Source organism: Pseudarthrobacter sp. Hb11, from assembly GCF_059383655.1.
Map to the genome: position 1 here is coordinate 1 of NZ_JBWZCM010000021.1, position 20,394 is coordinate 20,394.

Annotated in this window: 19 protein-coding genes and 1 pseudogene; 9 read left to right on the forward strand and 11 right to left on the reverse strand. The window is 64.5% G+C overall.

Annotated elements, in window-relative coordinates:
- Nucleotides 1–104: 104 nt before the first annotated feature.
- The 3 genes from AC50X7_RS18190 to AC50X7_RS18200 all read right to left on the reverse strand — a co-directional run bounded on the left by AC50X7_RS18190 (nt 105) and on the right by AC50X7_RS18200 (nt 2,376).
- Entirely contained in the window at nt 105–479 is a 375-nt protein-coding gene (locus AC50X7_RS18190; RefSeq protein WP_494980296.1) for a PH domain-containing protein, read from the reverse strand.
- Nucleotides 480–661: 182 nt separating this feature from the next.
- A complete protein-coding gene (locus tag AC50X7_RS18195) occupies nt 662–1,594 on the reverse strand; it encodes an alpha/beta hydrolase (protein WP_494980297.1) in 933 nt (310 codons plus the stop codon).
- Nucleotides 1,594–2,376, reverse strand: coding sequence for a GntR family transcriptional regulator (locus tag AC50X7_RS18200; RefSeq protein WP_494980298.1), 783 nt, complete (start codon nt 2,374–2,376; stop codon nt 1,594–1,596). The genes AC50X7_RS18195 and AC50X7_RS18200 overlap by 1 nt, the downstream gene beginning before the upstream one ends.
- Nucleotides 2,377–2,560: 184 nt before the next feature.
- On the opposite strand from AC50X7_RS18200, the gene AC50X7_RS18205 reads away from it, so the two are divergent.
- Nucleotides 2,561–3,295: a mycothiol-dependent nitroreductase Rv2466c family protein gene (locus AC50X7_RS18205; protein ID WP_494980299.1), complete on the forward strand. Its 735-nt coding sequence runs from the start codon at nt 2,561–2,563 to the stop codon at nt 3,293–3,295.
- 20 nt (nt 3,296–3,315) lie between these two features.
- Nucleotides 3,316–3,813, forward strand: coding sequence for an SRPBCC family protein (locus tag AC50X7_RS18210; RefSeq protein WP_494980300.1), 498 nt, complete (start codon nt 3,316–3,318; stop codon nt 3,811–3,813).
- Between the two features lie 20 nt (nt 3,814–3,833).
- Here AC50X7_RS18210 and AC50X7_RS18215 read toward each other — a convergent pair whose 3' ends face one another.
- The 4 genes from AC50X7_RS18215 to AC50X7_RS18230 all read right to left on the reverse strand — a co-directional run bounded on the left by AC50X7_RS18215 (nt 3,834) and on the right by AC50X7_RS18230 (nt 7,921).
- Nucleotides 3,834–4,508, reverse strand: coding sequence for an SDR family NAD(P)-dependent oxidoreductase (locus AC50X7_RS18215; RefSeq protein WP_494980301.1), 675 nt, complete (start codon nt 4,506–4,508; stop codon nt 3,834–3,836).
- A gap of 43 nt (nt 4,509–4,551) precedes the next feature.
- Nucleotides 4,552–5,661, reverse strand: coding sequence for a spore photoproduct lyase family protein (locus AC50X7_RS18220; protein WP_494980302.1), 1,110 nt, complete (start codon nt 5,659–5,661; stop codon nt 4,552–4,554).
- A 161-nt stretch (nt 5,662–5,822) separates the two neighbouring features.
- Entirely contained in the window at nt 5,823–7,193 is a 1,371-nt protein-coding gene (locus AC50X7_RS18225) for a dihydrolipoyl dehydrogenase family protein (protein WP_494980303.1), read from the reverse strand.
- Between the two features lie 467 nt (nt 7,194–7,660).
- Nucleotides 7,661–7,921: a hypothetical protein gene (locus AC50X7_RS18230; RefSeq protein ID WP_494980304.1), complete on the reverse strand. Its 261-nt coding sequence runs from the start codon at nt 7,919–7,921 to the stop codon at nt 7,661–7,663.
- A 636-nt stretch (nt 7,922–8,557) separates the two neighbouring features.
- Here AC50X7_RS18230 and AC50X7_RS18235 point away from each other — a divergent pair.
- Entirely contained in the window at nt 8,558–8,800 is a 243-nt protein-coding gene (locus AC50X7_RS18235; RefSeq protein ID WP_494980305.1) for a hypothetical protein, read from the forward strand.
- 125 nt (nt 8,801–8,925) lie between these two features.
- Here the strand turns inward: AC50X7_RS18235 and AC50X7_RS18240 are convergent.
- The 3 genes and pseudogenes from AC50X7_RS18240 to AC50X7_RS18250 form a co-directional block, all read right to left on the reverse strand.
- Nucleotides 8,926–9,207 (reverse strand): annotated as a pseudogene (locus AC50X7_RS18240) (alanine:cation symporter family protein); the annotation flags it as partial.
- Nucleotides 9,208–9,251: 44 nt separating this feature from the next.
- Entirely contained in the window at nt 9,252–9,701 is a 450-nt protein-coding gene (locus AC50X7_RS18245) for an alanine:cation symporter family protein (RefSeq protein ID WP_494980306.1), read from the reverse strand.
- On the reverse strand, nt 9,664–10,431 hold the full coding sequence (locus AC50X7_RS18250) for a VldE C-terminal domain-containing protein (RefSeq protein WP_494980307.1): 768 nt from the start codon (nt 10,429–10,431) through the stop codon (nt 9,664–9,666). The genes AC50X7_RS18245 and AC50X7_RS18250 overlap by 38 nt, the downstream gene beginning before the upstream one ends.
- Nucleotides 10,432–10,778: 347 nt before the next feature.
- Between AC50X7_RS18250 and AC50X7_RS18255 the strand changes: the two genes are divergently transcribed.
- The 3 genes from AC50X7_RS18255 to AC50X7_RS18265 all read left to right on the forward strand — a co-directional run bounded on the left by AC50X7_RS18255 (nt 10,779) and on the right by AC50X7_RS18265 (nt 14,339).
- Entirely contained in the window at nt 10,779–12,059 is a 1,281-nt protein-coding gene (locus AC50X7_RS18255; RefSeq protein WP_494980308.1) for a S8 family peptidase, read from the forward strand.
- Between the two features lie 20 nt (nt 12,060–12,079).
- Nucleotides 12,080–12,484 (forward strand): hypothetical protein, encoded by a 405-nt coding sequence (locus AC50X7_RS18260; RefSeq protein ID WP_494980309.1) that lies wholly within the window; start codon nt 12,080–12,082, stop codon nt 12,482–12,484.
- 268 nt (nt 12,485–12,752) lie between these two features.
- On the forward strand, nt 12,753–14,339 hold the full coding sequence (locus AC50X7_RS18265; RefSeq protein WP_494980310.1) for a PHP domain-containing protein: 1,587 nt from the start codon (nt 12,753–12,755) through the stop codon (nt 14,337–14,339).
- Between the two features lie 40 nt (nt 14,340–14,379).
- Here the strand turns inward: AC50X7_RS18265 and AC50X7_RS18270 are convergent, their stop codons facing one another.
- Entirely contained in the window at nt 14,380–14,640 is a 261-nt protein-coding gene (locus AC50X7_RS18270; protein WP_494980311.1) for an HNH endonuclease, read from the reverse strand.
- 2,193 nt (nt 14,641–16,833) lie between these two features.
- Here AC50X7_RS18270 and AC50X7_RS18275 point away from each other — a divergent pair.
- From AC50X7_RS18275 to AC50X7_RS18285, 3 genes are all read left to right on the forward strand, one after another.
- Nucleotides 16,834–17,259: a VOC family protein gene (locus AC50X7_RS18275; RefSeq protein WP_494980312.1), complete on the forward strand. Its 426-nt coding sequence runs from the start codon at nt 16,834–16,836 to the stop codon at nt 17,257–17,259.
- A 42-nt stretch (nt 17,260–17,301) separates the two neighbouring features.
- Nucleotides 17,302–17,976: an aspartate/glutamate racemase family protein gene (locus AC50X7_RS18280; protein ID WP_494980313.1), complete on the forward strand. Its 675-nt coding sequence runs from the start codon at nt 17,302–17,304 to the stop codon at nt 17,974–17,976.
- A gap of 174 nt (nt 17,977–18,150) precedes the next feature.
- Nucleotides 18,151–20,367, forward strand: coding sequence for a catalase (locus tag AC50X7_RS18285; RefSeq protein ID WP_494980314.1), 2,217 nt, complete (start codon nt 18,151–18,153; stop codon nt 20,365–20,367).
- The last annotated feature ends 27 nt before the right edge of the window (nt 20,368–20,394 follow it).

Here is a 20,394-nt window from a genome sequence, read left to right on the forward strand (position 1 = left end):
GGGAAATCTTGTCCCGTTGTGTTAGCCTTCCAACCCCCGAACAAAGAAATGGGGGAAAGAAAGCATTGGGATGTTGTCTTCCCGCCGTTTCCGTTGCGCCCGTCTTAGTTCTGTGAGCCGATGACCGAATGCGCGATCAGCATGTCGAGGCGGCGAATGTCTACCTTCTTGCCCACCTTGATCTTGATATGGCCTGCGCGGGTCCACAGCTCCAGTTCGGCGTCGAGATCAAATTTGCCCGCATTCTCCGAGGACCACATGTTGATGGCGGTGTACGGCAACGAGTACACCTCCACCTTCTTTCCGGTGATGCCTTGGGCGTCGCGTACAATCATGCGCTTGGTGGTGAAGATGGCGCTGTCCCGGAAGGTACGGTAAGCGGCAACCGGCTGCTCGCCCGGGAGCATCAGCTCCATCACGTCTTGTGGAATAGGACATTCTTCGACGAACATCCACGTGGTTACTGCTGCTGCCTCCATAAAGGAGCCCCCTCTTCCTTGGTGTACAAACTTTGCCAGTCTCTCAAAAGACCTGGCCCCTGGCGCTGTGACGCGCTTGGAAGCTGTAGTAATTAGGCGGGAACCTGCCTATGCGGTCGCTACGAACGTGGCAGGAAATGAATGTACGACGGCGGCGCGCACCAGCGTGCGGAGCGTCAACTTTACCGGCTGTCTGCTTGGGCTTTGAGCCTTCCGACTACCTGCTGCACAGCCGCCATCATCTGCCCGAGGCCCGGTTCCTCGGCCGGGAAATGGCCGCAGTTTCCGAGGACCACCAGCGACTTCTCGGCGGTAATGCGTTCAAAGAAGGGTCGGCTGATCTCCAGGGGAGTCCACTCGTCCCGGCCCGGATGGACCATTAGGACCGGCGTTGTCCGAAAATCCTCGGGCTCGATCAGCGGCGACGATTCCAAGAAGCTCCGCATCCAGCCCAGCGGGACCCTGCCCCCGCCGCCCCGCCCGTCAGCCAGCACCTCGGCCACCAGCACGGGGTTGTTGGCGATATGCCGCATGTCGGCGATCCAGCGGATGGGCAGGCGAAGGTTGGCCAGCGGGCCCGCTGCGATTCGCAGTGCCGGGCCGGCGATCCCGGCGAAGGCCGGATGCCAGGCCAGGTGGCGGCGGACGGCCGGGTCCCGGGGATCGAGCAGGCAGGTGATAACCAAGTGGGAGGCCAGGATTGTTTCGGCTGCCGCGTCGTAAGCCAGCATGCCGCCCAAGCTGGCACCCATGATAACGAGCGGCCGGAGGTCGGCTTCCCTCCGGACCAGGTCAACCAGGAACCGACGCCAGTGGTCATATCGGATCCGTCCGGGGCGGGGAGCCGTGGTCTGGCCGTAGCCGGGCAGATCGGGGACGGTGACGTAGGCGCCCAGCTCCGAAAGCCTGGCCGCGTACGGCCACATCGCCGCACTGTTGCCGCCGGCGCCATGAACCAGCAGTATCCGCACCGGCGCGTCCGGATCGCCGACATGCTCAAGGTGGACCCTGAATTCCCGCCACTGCCAAGTTGAGTCCGACCGCTGCACTGCGTCGCTCGGTGCCGCAGGGATGTACCTTTCGTAGCGCCGGTTGTTGAGCCCCGGGTTCCGCATCAGGATTGGAACTGCTGCATGACCGAAAGGTGCCCGGCCCGGGCGGCGATCAGGCACTTGGCCAGGTAGAAGGGCTGGTTGCCGTATCGAACGTACTGGGTGAGGACCAGCACCGGATCGGACGGGCGCAGGTCCATGAGCGGCGCACGGCTGGGGCCCACCTGGCTGGGGCTGATCTGGCACTCGCCCGGCCCGGGCAGCCGGCCCAGCTGGTTGTTGAGCGCGGCAAGCAAGGTGGCGCCGCCGTCGTCGTTTATATCCAGGGGCGCGGCAGCGTTCTTGCCGAGGCTGACGGGCTGGGCGGAGATGTTTTCCTGCAGGTGGGCGATGGCCTCGCCGTCGCGGATCAGGACCGATTCCCAGAGCCAGCAGTCGGTGCCCGGCTCGACGCCGACGCCGGGGGCGGCGAACTCGGACGCGGGCTGGCGCACCACCTGGATGCGCTTGACCTCGAGCTGCTGGCCGGGGCTGCCGAGGACTTCCTCGAAGGGGCGGATGCGTTCGATGCCGATGCGGGGGAGTGTGTCCGAGACGAAACGTCCGACGCCGCGCCTCGCCCTGATGAGCCCGTCTTCTTCGAGCAGCATGAGGGCTTCCCGGACCACCGTGCGGCTGACTTTCATGTCGGCGCCGAGTTCGGTTTCGGTGGGGATCATGGAGCCGGGCGTGAGGAGACCGTTGCGAATGGCTTCGGCGATCCGCGAGTACACCGCGACGCGGAGGGGTGAGCCGGGCTGGGCGGCCACCGGCTGGGACAGGAACCGGGCGGCGTCCTGGTGCACGTTATGCCTCGCTTGCTGGTGGTGGGTCCGGGGGATTCCAGCCTAGTGCAACGTCTGATGCGTTTGTTGGACAAGCTGCAAGCGTCGACGGCCCCCGATCATGACAGCTATCGTTGCATCGAAAGCAGCCGGGTCCGTGGGAATCGATTAGACGTGCGTCACTTGCCGGTGCAAGGGTGGACGGATGAATGCCGACATCAACTTCTATTTCGACCCGGTCTGCCCATTCGCCTGGATGACCAGCAAATGGGTGCGGCAGGTACAGGCACAGCGCCAGTACACCGTGGACTGGCGGTTCATCTCCTTGCGGCAGATTAACGCCGAGGTTGACTATGACGCGCATTTTCCGCCGGAGTACGAAGCCGGACACACGGCCGGGCTCCGGCTTCTGCGGGTGGCGGCCAAGGCCCGCGCGGAGCACGGCCGCGAATCGATCGCCCGGTTGTACGAGGCGTTGGGGACCCACATTTTCGAAGCCGCCCCGGACACGGATCAGCGCACCGAAGGCGAGGTGCGCGAGCGGCGCGGAACGCGGAAGTTTGTGGAGCCCATCCTTGCCGAGGCCGGCTTGCCCATGACACTTGCGGAAGCGCTCGACGACGACTCCTGGGACCGCGAGATCCGGCAGGAGACGGATGAGGCGCTGGGGCTGACGGGCAAGGACGTAGGCACACCCATCATCCACTTCGAGCCGCCCGCCGGCGTGGCCTTCTTCGGGCCGGTGATCAGCCGGCTGCCGGACGAAGATTCCGCCGCCGAGCTGTGGGACCACGTGGTGGGCCTGGCACGCTTCCCCGGTTTCGCGGAACTCAAGCGAAGCATGCGCGAGCAGCCGCAGCTTCCGGCCTTCGGAGTCAGCGCCGATACAGTCGGCCAGCAGGAAGACTGGCACGGCGGCAGCCGGCGGCAGAAGAAATGACCGTCTCGAAGGATGAATCCATGAATCCGATCAGCATCCGCCAACACCAGGAATCAGTCACTGTCCCGGCCTCAGCCGAGACGCTCTACGACCTGGTCTCCGACATCACCCGCACCGGCGAGTGGAGTCCGGTCTGCACCTCGTGCTGGTGGGACGACGACGCAAGCGCCGGACAGGTCGGCGCTTGGTTCACCGGACGTAACGAGCTCCCGCACCGCACCTGGGAGACCCGCTCGCAGGTGGTGGCTGCCGAACGCGGCCGGGAGTTCGCCTGGGTGGTGGGCGGCAGCTTTGTCCGCTGGGGCTTCACCCTGGCTCCGGCAGACGTCGGGACGATTCTGACCGAGACGTGGGAGTTCCTGCCGGCCGGCATCGCCATGTTCGAGGAGAAGTTTGGCGACGACGCGCATGCCCAGATCGCCGACCGCACCCGGCAGGCGCTCGACGGGATCCCGAAAACCCTCGCCGCAATCAAGCAGATCGCCGAATCCCCTGCAGCAGATGAGGCTCGGTCCTAGGATGCACAAAGAGGACCTCCTTACTCCCTGCCCTCCTCGAGCGGGATGAGCATGGTGCGGAACGGACCCGCGACGGCGTGGAGGCCCCAAATGCGATCGGCGACGTCGTCGATGCCATTGGCAAGCTGAAGCTTAGGAATGGCCCCGGGGATCACGAGTTGCGCGACACGGATGCCCTCAACCTCAAGTGCGTCGTGGAGCATCTCACCGTAGGCGCTCTCGGCCGGGAACGCGACCGACGTGCCTGCAAAGTCGGCGCGAGCCTTCACCGAGGTTCCGCCGTTGATCAGGATGACGCTGCCGTCTCCTGCCTGACGCATCGCTGGTAGCACTGTACGTAACGCGTGGATTAGCCCGAGAGCCGAGAACTGCAATGCTTCAAGCGCCAGCTCGGGAGTCATGTCGAGTACCGGCTTCAGGTATTCGCGCGACGGGAGTGGGCTGTACTGCAACGTGGTGATGGGTCCCAGCTCTGCCGCGGCACGTGCGAGGGCGTCCTCAAGTGCCGCCGGTTCTAGCACGTCCGCGGCGTAACCACGCGCGGTCAAGCCGCCGGCCTCGAGATCCGCGGCCATGGCGTCAAGCTTTGTCTGGTTCCTTGAGATCAGGGCTATCGAGAAGCCTTCGCGCCCAAACCTTCGCGCAACTGCCGCTCCAAGGCCAGGTCCAGCTCCGATGATCGCAATGACAGACACGGTGGATCCCTTCGATTGATTAACTGTCTTGACACTAGCGGAGTCACGTCCAGTAGAGGAGCCGGGCAGCCGGAAGCCGCCGCTCCAGCTCCTCCGTGAACCACTGGCGCATTTCCGTCATGGTCTGCTTCGGGTACACGTATTTGACGCCGCCGAATTTGGAACGCTTCTGGCTCCGCAAATCCTCGTCCATTTCGAGCTTGGTCCTCGGATACCAGCCCAGCAGCACCTCCTTGCTGGCGGGGGTGAAGCGGTGCGTGATGATCTCGGCTGTGAGATCGAGGTCGTCGATGCCGGCGACTGCCTCGGAGACGTCGTTCAGGAGCGCGCCGTACTGCTCCCGCCAGCCGGGTACGGGCATGATAGGGGCAATTGTCAGACCCACCCGATAGCCGGCCGTCGCCACCGAACGGAGAGCAGTGAGCCGCGCGGGCATGCGCGCGGTTCCGCCTTCGAAGCGGTTTGCTATCTCCGCAGCATTGACCGAGAACCGGATCCGTGTTTTACGTCCATGATCGAGGGTCACCAACTCACCGACGTCGTCGAACTTGGTCGTGAACCGCAGTTGCACCTCGCTCCCGAACTCGCCCGCCCCGACGCGTGAGATCGCGGCAGCAAGGGCACCCGTCACGCTCTCGATTCCGAGTGGGTCGGTGTAGCAGGACATCTCAAACGTCGTTCCCTCGTCACCACGCTCAAGGGTCCCGCGGGTGACGGAACCTCTGCCGGCATGAGTCCGTATTCCATCCAGCACGTCGTCGATATTGGCGTACACGCGGGTAACAGGTGGCCCTTGCAGGGATCCGGCGAGGTAACAGTACTGGCAGTGAGCTGGGCAGCCCTTGGCGAGGTCGATGCGCCAATCAGCGCTTGGCGGGATCGGCTGCGGCTTGAGGGCGCTTGGAGGGGCCACGACCACCGCAAGGGTGTTCTTCGCGGATGCGTATGTCTCCCGGTCACTGGCTCCGCGGAGCCCTGTAAGCGCATTTCCGGGCATGAACCGGATGTCGTCGACGCCGGCCCGCTCGCAACGCCTGATAATTTCTGCTGTATGCGGTAAATCCGCTGCGGCCCGGGTGATCATCACGTGTTTGGGGACCCACAAGCGGGTGGGAGACATAGAGGTCAGGTCTAATTCCTGAGGAGTCATCATTACCCTGTGTAACAATCCGAATGGCACGAATGTTCCGCCAGTTCCCGGGGGTTCCTAGAGAACGATTGTCGATCCCGCCCTCGCCAGACAAATACTCCTGCAGGTTGGGGACGCGCGTGTTCCGGCGGACGGTCGCGGCGGAAACTGCGGCTGGCAGTCGACTAGCTGCGCAGGGCAGCCCTTGCTGCATGTCCGATAACCGAGCTGTAGGTCGGGTAGGCGAATTTCACCCGGGCGAGTGTCGCGAGGTCAGTGCCGGCTGCCATCGCGGAAGCTACGGCGGTGATGACCTCGACGGCGTTCTCCCCGACCGCATGTGCGCCAAGGATCAGTTCGCGGCGCCGGTCGACCACGAGCTTCAGGAAGCCCTGTTCCCGGTCATCAATGATGGGCCGCTCGACTACGGCGTAGGGCACCAAGACGGCGCGGCACTCGGCGTCGCGCTCTCTAGCCTTCGCCTCGGTCAGGCCCACACCTGCGTAGTCCGGATCAGTGAAGCCGCCCTCGGGCAGGAGGTGATGCGGCGTGGTGCGGGTGGCACCGAGCACGGCGTTCTCGGCCGCGGTCTCACCTTCGAAGACGGCTGCCTGGACCAGCATGCTGCTGCCATTGGCATCGCCGGCTACAAAGATGTGCGGGACGTTTGACCGCAGGTAGTCATCCACCGGGATGAAAGAGCGCGCGGTATTGACGCCCGCCGCCGTTAAACCCAGGTTGGTGATGTTCGCGGGCCAACCTGCTGCCATGATGACCGCGTCCACTGACTTCGACAGCCGTTCTCCACCGCGCTGCCAGGTGAGTGTGAGGTTCCTGCCCTCCTGACGGATGCTTTCGATGCCGCCGATACCCGTTTCCACCTGGACGCCCTTGCCCGCGAAGCTGGCGGTGACGGCGGCGGCGACGTCCTCGTCTTCGGTCATGAGGATCCGCGGCGCGAGGTCAAGGAGGATTACCCGGGAGCCCAAGGCATCAAAGATAGTGGTCATCTGCGCGCCGGTGTGGCCGCCGCCGATGATCGCCACCGTGCCGGGTAGGCGGTCAAGGTCCAGCACCTCGTGTGGCAGGACGGCATGCTCGGCACCTTCGATGGGGAGACGGCGGCCGCTCCCGCCAATACACAGAATGATGGAGGCGGCGGTGATGACGCTTCCGTCGACGACGACAGTGTGCTCGCCGGTGAGTTCGGCGTCGCCCTCGATCAGCTCGATGGCCAGGCGCTCCATTGTGGGGCCGTACCCCTTGGCCTCCAGGACGCGGGCGACGGTGGCGCGTACCCGCTGCACTGTCTTGTTCCAGTCGACAGACGGCTCGGCCACGATAATTCCATAGTCGTAGGCTGTCCGGACCTCGCGGAACAGACGGGCGGTCTTCGCAAGTACACGGGTGGGAACGCAGCCCGAGTTTACGCAGGTGCCTCCGAGGGCCGAGCGCTCAACGACAGCGGTTCGCGCCCCAAGTTCGGCGGCGCGTATGGCGGCGGCCATTCCTGCGGGTCCGCCCCCTATGACGAGGACGTCGAACGTGTAGTCCATCGAAGGCTCCTTCGGTCTGCCAGTAAGGCTCGCGCCATCCCCCACACGGATAATGGGGCCACGATACACGGTGCCGCCTTCGCGCTTGTTCTTCCTAACGGCGCTCACCGGCGACGTGAAGGCCTACCACTCCCGCATTGCGCAGGCGGCCCGCGACCTGGCGAACCGCTGCGACGCCGTCGTCCTTGCCCAGGCGAGCGTGGAAACTGCTGCAGCCTTGCTCACCGGGCTACGGTCCCCGTCCCCTGTCGTATTCACGCCAACGCGCGCAGTGGCATCGGCGTGGTGGGGGGGGGGGGGGGGGGGGGGGGGGGGGGGGGGGGGGGGGGGGGGGGGGGGGGGGGGGGGGGGGGGGGGGGGGGGGGGGGGGGGGGGGGAGGGCCCCGGCCCTTGTTGGGTGCAAGCAAAAGGAGAGAGGGGCAGGGGGTTGGGGAAACCCCCCCCCCCCCCCCCCCCCCCCGCGCAGGCTAGAGAGTTTCGGGAACCGGACGTCCAGGAAAAAGCGTCGAGTACTGTTTCCGGTACATCCGGCGCCCGGTAAGGCGATAGCCAAGGCGGACAGGCGCGGGGATCTCGTTGAACAGTTCCTTCCGGTCTGCGGGCGGGTTCGTGGCCAGCACCATCCCCAGATAGGAAACGAGGAATTTTTTGCCAAACTGCTCGATGCTGTGCTGCCCCAGTCCGTTTATCTCCTTCTCTGTCATCACCCTGTCTGCGACGGGCATCACCTCTGTGACCTCGCGGCGCAGGTGTACTTTGAGGATGGCCGAGAGGTCCTAGTACCGTGCGGCCAGCGCCCCACCCTGCTCCTGATCCGTCGTCGACATCCAGCGCAGGCGGACAGGCTCGATGACCTCCAACCGTTGCGTGACCTGCCGGTGCTGTTCGAGCATCTGCCCCACGTGCAGGGCGCAAGCCGGTGCCGTTGGCCCAGCTGCGGTACATCAGCAGGTCTTCGCCCTCGTGGTGGATGTGGAGCACCTTGTCGAAGTTGCCGAGGACTTCCCCCACGTAAGCGGCGCGGGTAGTGTCTCCGGCACCCACGGAGCGCACCAGTCCGGTGCCTCGTCATACGCCCATAGGAAAAGCGGTGGATGCGCCGCATGCCCGCCGACCCAGTGCACAGGACGGGCCCGGGTGGCAGGGGAACCGCGGTCCCGCCGAATTGGAAAAGCTCTTCCTCTCGCTCGCCTAACGCAGGGACCCCACAGACTCCATGGCCTCGCCGTCGCGGTCTTTTGCTGGATGGTCCGGGGTTTCCAGCCTGGAACAAGGTGCACCTGTTTGTTGGACAAGCTACGCAGGTAAGGTGGGGCTGGCGGGGCGGTTTCTGTACAGTCCCATTTCCGGAAGAAGCACGGGGTGTGACTGTGAACGAGTACGAAGCCTCATTGATCATCAAGTCCGGAGCGGAGCAGCTGTTATCCGCTTCGTCCGACCCCCGCTCTGATGAAGGCTATGCTGCGCTCAAGGCCAACATTTCGGCAGCATTGGAACTGATGGCGGAAGCGCTCGCGAACTTTGAAGCCGGCATAAGTGCCCCGAGCCGCTCGACCGGGTGGGTCCAGGACCTCCGCCGCGTGGCGGATGACCTACGGGAGAACTAAGCCAAGGAGCGGCCGGCTGAATCCGGACCGGGGCCGCGGCTGCCGTTCCCCGGCGGAAACGGAAAAACGACGGCGGGAGCCAGTCCCGCCGTCGTCGTTCCGGCTTGTCTTGGTGAGTCGGTGAACTAGCTCCGCGCGGATTCCTTCTCGCGGTGCGCCGTCTTGTAGGACTCCCAAAAGGTGGCCCCGGTGATGCCGAGGGGCCGCGGATCAAAGATCGGGTCGAGGCCGAGCTTCTGCTGCCGCTCGAAGTCCTTGAGCGCCTCTAAGGCCGGCTTCTGCAGGACCAGGATGCCCAGGATGTTCAGCCAGGCCATGAGGCCGACGCCGATATCGCCCATCACCCAGGCGTCGGCGGCCGTGTTGACGCAGCCGTACGCGGCTGCGACGAGGATCGCCACATGGAGGGCGATGGTGGTGGCGGGGCCGAGGCTGGTGCGGAGGCCGGGGATCATCCTGTTCGATGAGGTGCCAGGGCCTGGAACGAGGAGACGCCGTAAGCGGACTTCTCACCGTTCAACAGCTGCTGGACCATTCCCTTGACGTGGCGCACCTGCATGAAGCGGGTACGGACAGAGAAGTAGACGCCGGTGGCGAGGCAGAGATAGACGAGCCAGTCGCTCAGATAACGCCGTTGATGGCTGATAAGACACCGCTCATGAGTGGGTTCCTTCCATGAAGAGCGTGGGTGATGCGGTTGGGGATGGCTTTGGTGGCCGCGCTTGGGTGGGTGGACGCAGTGGCGCGCGCCACACAAAACCTGTGAAACCTCACACTGGAATGGTGTTAGTCCATTTGGCCATAAGGCAGGACGGCCTCCCCGGCGCGCGGGGCTTGGTCCTGGAGTGGTTGGGGCCGGTCCCTTAGTCCCGTCTTCCGCCCAGCACGTCCACATGGACATGGTCGAGGTGGCGCAGAATTTCGTTTCCGGGTTCAGGTGCGTCGTAATCCCGCCATTGCCCGCGGGAGCTGTGCGCGCTCCAGAACCGGTCATCGAAGATGACGTACTGGACGTCCAAGCCCTCGGCGTGAGCGACGAGCCAGTGAGCCAGGATCCACCCCTGACGCCGGTTCTCCTCAGTCACCGGGCGGAAGAAGACGTCGATTGCCCGGCCGTCGTAGTGCGTCGAGTCCGCTCCGTGCCCCTGGTCCACGCCACCCGGGGCGAATCCGCCCAGGCTTTGCTCGCCGAACACCTCCGCCATCGCCACACGCAACCGCTCGGCGCGCGGTGTCAGGCCGTTGGCACCTATGTCTTCTACCGGCAGGTCGCCAGCCGCCGAGCCCCGGCAAGCCAGGGAAGGGCCGGCGTCGCCGGGTGGGCCGTAGGCCAGCCGCTGCAACACCGCTGCGTCGACGCCCGCGGTGTCCGGAGCTGCCATCCCGCGGGCCTGGAGCGCCACCGCTGTGGTGGCCAGCTTCGCTGCATCACGATCGAGCCCGACCTCCCCCTCCGAGGTTTCGACGACGCACTCCGGGCGCCACAGCAGTGAACCGTCCCCAGCGCGCAATCCATTGAGCAGGCCGGGGCCGAGGAGTGCCAGCATTGACGCGAGCCCTCCGAGCAGGAGAAGACCCAAGAGCAGCCGGCGGGCGCGGTGTTTGCGGCGCACGGCGATTCTGTTCACCACGACGTGCCCCTTTGGTTGCTGGATGCTGCAGTGTCCATTGTTCCAAACCCGGCGGCTTGCAGCGGAATGCACCCACAACGTCATGCCGCACCCGTCGGAGCACCGCTCACCCGTGACGGCGTAATCATCGCAACCGGAGCACGGGGAAGCCTGAGTCAGGGGAGCGGCTGCCGTTCACCGACGCTAATTGAAGCGCCGGACGCAACGTAGTCCCGCCGTCGGACGCACACCCGGCGACGATAACGGCGGCAATGGCGAGCACGAGGACGGCCAGGACTGCCCGATCACCGAGACTTTGGGGCTTTTACCCCTATCCGGCAAGTGCGGGCAGGCGCAAGATGAACCCTATGAAAAAATTCTTCCCTGCGAGCCTCGCGGTTCTGATGATGGTACTGAGCGCAATGGCCGGTGCTGTCCCCGGAACTGCAGCGCCCTTGCCGTCCCAGGCCGGCCAGATCATCGTCAAGTTCCGCGACAACGCCGCGGCCGCGGGGGTGCTGCGACAGCATGGCCTCAGTGAGGGCGCCGCGATCGGTGACACTGGTGCGCGCTCCATTGCCGTGCCAGCCGGCAGGGAGGGGCAGCTCATTGAAGCCCTGAACCGGAACCCGGCAGTGGAGTACGTTGAGCCGGACCAGGTTGTTACTGCCTTCACGAGCGACCCCTTCTTCGGCAGCCAGTACGCGCTGCAAAACGTAGGTCAGTCGTTCACCAATAACTACGGCACCGCCACACCTACCTCGCCGTCCCGGATAGATGTTGCCGGCGGCACTCCGGACGCCGATGTTGACGCTGTCGAAGCATGGGCCACCACCATGGGCAGCGGAATCAAGGTTGCCGTCCTTGATTCCGGTGTGGACCTTGACCACGAGGACATCTCATCGAAGGTCGTTGCACGGGCGAATTTCAGCGGAGCCGCCAGTGCAGACGACATCTATGGCCACGGCACGCACATGACAGGCACCGTGGCCGCCATAGCCAACAACGGCCTCGGCGTGGCGGGCGTGTGTCCGGGATGCACCATCCTGGCCGGCAAGGTGCTCAATGACAGCGGAGTTGGATCCAGCTCCAGCCTGGCGAATGGCATCAATTGGGCGGTCAGCAACGGCGCGAAAGTCATCAACATGAGCCTAGGAGTGCGGGCGTCGCGAACTCTGGAAACTGCCGTCAATAACGCCTGGAGCAAAGGCGTCGTGCTCGTCGCAGCAGCCGGCAACGGCGGCAACCAGGCGCAGATTTACCCGGCTGGGTATCCCAATGTCATTGCCGTCGCCGCCACTGACAACAAGGATGCCAAAGCGGACTTCTCAACCTACGGGGCCAGCTGGGTGGACATCGCGGCGCCGGGGGTCAACGTCTACTCGACGTTCCCGAACCATCCGTTTACCCTGGAGAAGCCGAACAACCGCTCGCAGAAATACGACATCGGCAACGGAACTTCCGTGTCCTCGGCGATCGTGTCGGCAACGGCGGCGCTTGTCTGGAGCACCAATCCCGGTGCTACGGCTACCTCAGTCCGCGCCAAGGTGCAATCGACCGCCGACAAGATTCCCGGCACAGGCACGTTCTGGGCCAATGGCCGGGTGAACACCTACAACGCCGTCACCGGGCTGCAACCCCAGCAGTAGGGCTGCTGGAGGGACTTCAGATGAAACTCCTTGCCTTCGTCTCGCTGGCACAGCTGGTTCTTCAGGTTGCGGCGGCCCGAAGAGCCATCCGGGAACGCATCCCCTACGACAATCCGTTGTCGCGCGGAAAGCCGGAAGACGTCGCACGCGACATGTGGACGTCGGGCAGCGGGCTGGCTGCGCCATGGCCCTTCATCGCCGTTCATGCAGCCGGCACTGTCCTGCTCCTGGTGTGGCCGCGCCCAGTCCTCCGCCGGATGCTGGGGTGGCTCGGCGCCCTGTACTTCGTCGGCATCAGTTGGGAACGCATCAGCCGGGAAGCGCTGCGGCACCCCGACACCAAGACCACGCCGTTAATAGTTGCGGGTTTGGTCCTGTCCACCGTCATGACCTGGCTCGGCCTGCGCGGCCGGAAGCATGGCTGAAGAGGCTGCCTGCACCAGCAGGCCCAGGGGGAATGGCTGAGGTTCGCCGGCACGTACCGAAGCGTCGGACGTCAGGCTGTCCCGCCGTCGTCGTTCCTTTCCTGCTGCGGTTCCTCCCGGCAAGGACGCGTTAACGGCCGGGACAGATGCCGCCACCCTACTGTTCACCTGCCGTGGGTTGACTGGGGAAGCCCGTCAGCGGGGGCCAGCCTTGTGAACAGGGGAGGAGCCCGCCCTCTTCTCCACCCTGAAAGTAGTAAAGCCCCACATGACAAACGGTATGTCCCGCCGCGGATTGTTGAAGACCGGTTCGGTCCTGGGACTGGGAGCATCAGTTGCAGCAGTAACTCCGGCCCCGGCCCTTGCTGAGCCCTCCCGGCGCACGAAGAAGGGGCGGTACTTCTGGCTGAACGGTGACCATCACGTCCACACCCTGTTCAGCAACGACGGCAAGTACCGCGTGGCGGACCATGTACGGCAGGCCATGCGTCACGGCGTCGACTGGCTTGTCCTCACCGACCACGGCAACGTGGCCCATTCGCAGCTCAGCACGGACCAGATCGTGCCCGTCATTGAGGAAGTGCGGAAGGAATTCGGCGAATCGATCCTGGTCTACCACGGCCTGGAGTGGAACATCCCCGGCGCCGAGCATGCCACCGTCTTCGTGGCACCGGGCCGCGACGACGTCGCCGTTATGAAGGAAATCGAATCCCGCTGGGACGCCCGGGTCAAGGGCACCCGCGACGGAACCGCCGCCAACGAAGCACTGGCACTGGACGGGATCCGGTTCATGGGCAAGGCCCGCGCCCAGGGCAGGGTGGAGGACATCCTCATGATTCCCAACCACCCTTCCCGCCAGGGCATCGACTCCCCGCACGAGATCCGCGCCTGGATCACCGCAGCACCGGACGTGGTCATCGGCATGGAGGGCGCCCCCGGGCACCAGGCCGGGGGACTGCCCGCCCCGCACGTGGGCAGCCGCGCGCGGGGTCTTTACGACGGCGCCCCGGGAACCTTCTCCTTTAAGGGCTACCCGGTTGAGTCCTACCGCACCTGGGGCGGTTTTGACTGGATGACGGCAACCGTCGGCGGCGTGTGGGACAGCCTGCTCGCTGAAGGCCGCCTGTTCTCCATCACCGCCACCTCGGACAGCCACAACGTCTACCTGGACACCACCGTCCGCGGGCGGGGAAGCAACTTTGACGCCAAGGGCCGCACCGAGGACCCGGTCTACAGCGGCGGCGTGGACCTCACGGAAAACGACTTCTGGCCCGGCTACTACAGCCGCACCCACGTCGGCGCGGAAAAGTTCAGCTATACGTCCGTGATGCAGGGCCTGCGTGAGGGGCGCGTCTGGGTTAACCACGGCTGCCTCATAGACGCCATCGACGTGACGGTGTCCGACCAGGCCAAGTCCGTCGCCCTCGGCGAAAAGCTGACCACCAAGCGGGGCCGCAAAGTCACGCTCACGGTCGCCATCGACACCGCGTCCAAGCCGAACTTCGCAGGCTTCGTTCCTGAGCTCGCCCGGGTTGACGTCATCCTCGGCAGCGTGACGGGCCCGGCTGCCGATTCCGACACCACGCAGGCCCCGGACACCCGCGTCATCACCCAGCTGCCCGTCCAGGACCTGACCCTCCGGGACGGTACGTTGATCTGGACACAGGAACTGGACACCCCTGCAGGTCACTACTACATCCGCCTTCGCGGTACCGACGGGAAGAAGTCCCAGCCCGGCTACCTGGGCGCGCACATCGACCCGGCAGGCCCGGCCATGGACGAGATGGGCAACGCCGACCCATGGGAAGACCTGTGGTTCTACACCAACCCCATCTTCGTGGAGGTCAGCGACTAGGAGAGGGCTTAGTTAGGGCAGCGGCTGCCGCTCGCCGACGCTAACGGGACGGCGGCGGAAGGTAGTCCCGCCGTCGTCGCTCCATCCGCTGCTGCTGGCCGGGCGACGGTATATTGGCACGCTTGGCGCGGTTGCACCTGGCGCAGGCCGCGACGAAGTTCTGCAGGCTGGTGGAGCCACCCTTGAAACACGGGTAGAAGTGGTCGCCGTGCTCGGCGGGGCGGGCGCAGCGCCGTACCGGCTCCCGCCGGACGCAGACTCGTCCGTAAGCCGGTCCCCTTCCGGGGCAAGGGACACGCAATATGCGGGCTTCCCGGGACAGCAGCCTCAGAAGGAATATAGACTGGAAGGGCTTAGTCTCCGAAATCCCCGGGGTTATCGCCTGCCTACCGGCTACCGCTTTCGTTTCGGACCGCCACGCAATCGCTTGTGGGGTGTGCTGCGGCTCTTGGGATCGGCCAGGGCAGGACGGGAAACAGCTACTTTGCGCGAAGCCACCTCCTGCACGGGTGTACGTACGTCGTTGACGCCGCTGCTACCAGTGCTAGAGGTAGCAGCGGGTGTCCGATGAATTATGCCTTCTACTATGAGTGGCAATGCTAGGCCGAAAAACAAGAAGCTAACTGCAAGCCACATAGCTGATGTTTTAGCGGCTCCAGGATCCGAAAAGGTAGCCGACGATGCGAAGGGGTGGGTTGAATCCCATACGATCAGCGAGCCCCACTTGTTGGCGTCTAGGTCTGGAACGGCCTGGTCGACCCTCAATTGGCTTGATTGGGAAAACCCCGTGTGGATTAGGAATGTACGTTCAACTGGCCTATCACGTGCTCCTCGCGCCGATGCCGGTAGGAAGCGCGGGTTGGCCAGTAGGAGGTCTATTGCTGGCTCCTCGACCAGAATCACTCCGCCTGTCCTGCCATCCGGGACGTCGGGGGAGTTCGTCAGCACCTTTGGCATTGTGATAGTTGCGGTCTCGTGGCTTCCGGCTATCGGCGATCTACGGGGTGTGCCCACGAGACGTACTTGGTTCGATCCAGTGACGTCAAAAACCTGATACTCCTCAGGCTTCCCACTTTGCCAGGCCCTGAAAGTAACTCCCTCGATTGGCTTGCCCGTGCTCGTGCTGGTGGGAGAAGCCTCGACGCGCACATTATCGAGAATAGCGTCGTCAGCGAGGAAGACGTACCAATGAGTTTGTGAGCTGTCCTTAACGCGCGTGTTCGTTAGGGAAATGGAAACTTCCCCCTTATCCCCGGGCGTCGGCTTTTCCCGGTGGGCAGGGTCAAATTTAAGCGTCACACTAGCCCCAACTCCTGGTTGCCCAGGTACGACCGTAATTGAGCCGTCGAACGGCTCACCTGAGGCGAGCGGGAGGGAAACAAAGAGGAAACCCGCGCCAATTAAAGCTGAGAATCCGCCCGCTAACAACCTTATGCGACCACTTTTGTCCATAGGCGCCGATTGTAGTGGCCGACATCGTCATGTCGACGGACTTCGGCGGACCGCGGCATGTCCTTGCAGCCCTATTAGCGGGGGTCCTAGGAGCTCGTCCGCAACGGAATAAAAGATGCGCTTAACTGGCATGACATAGGCGCCACCGCCGAGGCGTCCTTTTCGAGGTCGATGCTTTGCTCGATCGAATCTCGAGCTGTTTCGTAAAGTTCGGAGGCGATCCAGCGGGACCCGGGGGCGGTCGCTTCGGTATCTTCGTCTCAACCGGTAAGAAAGCCCTGAAGCGATTCTCGCGCAGAAAGCTCCTGCTCGCGCCGTAAACGTTGCCGGCTGGCGGCTTTGAGCTCGGCTTGGATCTTCGCAGGGTTCCGCTCCATATGTGTAGCATGCAAGCGCCATTGAGTAAGGAGTCGCCGGGTATGGGTAACGACGTCGGCGAGGTAAGCCGAGCGGGCGCGGGTGACGAATCGGTGACGTAGAGCCGGAAGTCGCGGTAGGGGCGTCCAGCTTCGGCGGAAGTGAGCATTGGGACACGCCAGAGTCAGTCCTCAGCCTGAAGGACTTCTCAATCTTCTCAGCATAGTAGCGGCCGTCGCGGAGGCGGGCTAGGTCACGTTCATGGGGGGTAAGAGGAGTGAGCTCCTCCCGTCTTTCGTGGAGGAGGGCCGCGTCACTGGTGGCCAGCGAAGGCCTGATAATAAGTTCGTCTAAGCGGTTGTGTACAAATTATCACAGTGATGTTTCCATGTTTTTACTGATTACTTTATTGAGAGCTGTCTCCCACGGGATAATACACAACGACACAGTTTCCGTCACTATGACATGTTTCGTACACCCTCGGAGTTCGTGGGTGGGTGTACAGGCGCCAAAGTAGGAAGGTGCCTGGCGATGAGGCGATCGCCCGCTTTCCCGCGCTGCGTCAACTCACGCCTCGCGCCAGGAGGCACATTGCGCCTCCCGCGCCAACGCGGCCACGATCTTTCTTGGCGAATGCCAGCAGGTGCTCAGGCAGGCTAGTAAGTCCCCGACAGGGCCGCCGCCGATGTTCTTGGCGGGTTCACCGCGGCGCCTGCTCTTCGTACACTGGGTCCCATGGTTTCCCCGCATCAGTGAACTGGTCCTGAACTGCACCCATCCCGAACTGCTCGCACAGTTCTGGTGCGGCGTCCTCGGTTACGTGGAGCTTGACCGGGAGGACGGTGCAATCGAGATCGGCCCGCCAGCCGGGTTCGGTGGCCTCCAGCCGACCATCATCCTGAGCCCCCGCAGCAACCCGCGGGCCGGACGGCTGCCCCTGCACATTGACGTCAACCCGGTGGACCGGGACCAGGACGCCGAGCTGGAACGCCTGCTTGCCCTGGGAGCCCGGCCGGCGGATGTGGGGCAGACCGGCAACGAGCAGTGGCACGTCCTGGCCGATCCCGAAGGCAACGAATTCTGCCTCCTGCGCAAGCGGCTTGAGCCCTGACCATCGCAGAACCCTGACGAGGTTCTGTTAATGTCGGGCTCCATGACCGAAACCCAAACTGCTGCTCCTGGTCCCGTGGGGTTCCTCCACACTTCGCAGGTGCACGTGGCGACGTTCGATGCACTGTCCCGCGAGCTTATGCCGTCCGCGCGTGCAGTGCACCGCGTGGACCCGGACGCCCTGGAACTAGCGAGGCAGGACAGGACAGGGAAGGGGGTCCGTGCCGTCGTGGCCGCCCACCTTACGCAGCTCCGCGACGCCGGCTGCACGGTGGTCCTCTGCACCTGCTCCACGCTCGGGGAGATCGCCGAAGGTCTGTCCGGCGTTGGCCTGGCAGTGCTCAGGATCGACAGGCCGATGCTTCGCCGGGCTGTTACTCTCGGCCCCCGGATCGGGGTCCTGGTGGCATTAAGCAGCACCGTCGAGCCGACCACCAGGGTCCTCAGGCAGGAGGCCGCAGCCGCCGGAACCGAGGTGGCAGTGGAGGTCAGCGTCGTGGACGGGGCATGGGAAGCGTTTATGGCAGGCGAGACGGAGGCCTACCACTCAAGCGTCGCCGAAGGGGCGCGTGCGCTCGCAGGCTGCTCCGACGTCGTCGTCCTGGCGCAGGCAAGCATGGAACCTGCTGCTGCCCACCTGACGGCCCTTGGGATTCCGGTCCTGACCAGCCCCCGCGCCGCCGTCGAAGCGCTCGCGGCAGCCATCCCACTCCAGTAGGCGCGAGGCGCTGCCAGGGTGATCCGTTTGCTCCTGAGCAGGGAGTCCGGATCCCGGGCAAATTTGTGGTGCTGGGCAACCTTTCCTAGGCTGGCAGAGCATGCTAAGCACGCTTAGTATTTTCGGTCATTGCCCGAGGACTGCCAGTTTTGCCCATCCTGAGGAGAAAAATTCGTGCCAGAAGAGAGCAACATCCAGATCCCCGGAGTCCCTGCAAGCGAGCCTGCCAGCCTGGAAGAACCGACAACTCCACGCGAGCCGCTGCCCCCAAAGCCGGACCAGCGAGGACCTGAGGCGGTCTCTCCCACGGGAAGCCCCACTGGGGCACCGGTTACAGCGCGGGCCCAGTCCGGTCAGTACCTGACCACTGCCCAGGGGCTTCGCCTCCGGGATACGGACCACTCCCTGAAAGCTGGTTCGCGCGGGCCTATTCTGTTGCAGGACCACCACCTGCGGGAAAAGATCACGCACTTTGACCACGAGCGCATTCCCGAGCGCGTAGTCCACGCCCGTGGCGCAGGAGCCCATGGTGTGTTCCGTTCCTACGGCACTGCTGCCAACATCACCCGCGCAGGCTTCCTGGCCAAGGACGTGGAGACTCCCGTCTTCGTGCGCTTCTCCACCGTGCTGGGTTCCCGCGGCTCTGCCGACACCGTCCGGGACACGAGGGGCTTTTCCACCAAGTTCTACACCGACGAGGGCACGTACGACCTGGTGGGGAACAACATCCCGGTCTTTTTCGTCCAGGACGGCATCAAGTTCCCGGACATCGTGCACGCGGCCAAGCCGCACCCGGACCGGGAAATCCCCCAGGCGCAGAGCGCCCATGACACGTTCTGGGACTTCGTTTCCCTGCACACCGAGGCCCAGGCGCACACGATGTGGAACATGTCCGACCGGGGCATCCCGCGTTCCTACCGGACCATGGAAGGCTTTGGTGTGCACACCTTCCGGTTCATCAACGCCGAAGGTCAAACCACTTTGGTGAAGTTCCACTGGAAGCCAAAGCAGGGCGTCCACTCATTGGTGTGGGAGGAAGCGCAGATCATTAACGGCATGGATCCGGACTTCCACCGCCGGGACCTGGCCGACGCCATCGAAGCAGGCGCCTACCCCGAGTGGGAGCTCGGCGTGCAGACGTTCCCGGACACCGAAGACCAGATGTTCGAGGGCATCGACCTGCTCGATCCCACCAAGTTCGTACCGGAAGAACTCGCTCCTGTCCAGCCCATCGGCGTCATGACCCTGAACGCCAACCCCACCAACTTCTTCGCCGAAACCGAACAGGTGGCGTTCCACCCCGGCCACCTCGTTCCAGGAATCGACGTCACCAACGATCCTCTGCTCCAGGTACGCCTCTTCTCCTACCTTGATACCCAGATCTCCCGGCTGGGTGGACCCAACTTCGGCCAGATCCCCATCAACCGTCCGCAGGCCCCCGTCAACGACATGCTGCGGGACGGGATGCACCAGCAGGCGGTCCATGGGGGAGTGGCTCCCTACCAGCCGAACTCGCTCGACGGTGGCTGCCCGTTCCTCGCTGGACAGGATATTGGCGCCTTCATCGACGTGCCGGAGGAAGTGGCTGCCTCCATCAAGGAGCGGAAGAACCCGGCATCCTTCGATGACCACTACAGCCAGGTGGGCCTCTTCTTCCGCAGCCTGAGCCCGGTGGAGCAGGATCACGTGATCCAGGCCTACACCTTCGAGCTGGGCAAGTGCTACGAAAAGTCCATCCGCGAACGGCAGTTGGCAGCTTTGGCCAACGTGGACGCGGGCCTGTGCGCAGCGGTGGCCCAAGGCCTGGGCCTGCCCGCGCCGCAGGCGACTGAGCAGGTTCCGGAATCCGAGCCCAGCCCTGCCGTGTCACAGGTGGGTGGCACCTGGCCGGTCGCCGGCCGGATTGTCGGGATTCTGGCCGATGAGAACAGCGACCTTGCTGCCGTAAACGCAGCACGGAAGGCCTTGGACGCCGAGGGAATCGTCCCACTGGTCATCGCCCCGGCCGGCGGTTTCCTTGGATCAGAGGACGACGGCGGGGTCCCCGTGCAGCGGACCTACCTCACCGCCCGCTCCACGGAGTTCGACGCCGTCATCGTTGCTGCTGCTGCCGCTCCGGCTCCCGACGCCGCACCTGGGCTCGACGCCAAGGCCGGTGCCCCCGGGGATGCATTGGACCCACGGGCCGTATTGCTGCTGACTGAAGCATTCCGCCATGCCAAGGCCATTGCCTCCCTGGGCGCCGACTCCGCGGTCTTGACGGCGGCGGGCCTGCCCCTTGATGCTCCGGGCATCGTCTCGAGCAAGGAGCCTGAATCCCTGGTCCAGGAATTGACCGGGCTGCTGGCAGCACACCGGGTGTGGGAGCGGTTCCCGGCAGCCTCAGCCTAGAAGCCACCTGCACAGGCGCCGATGGGC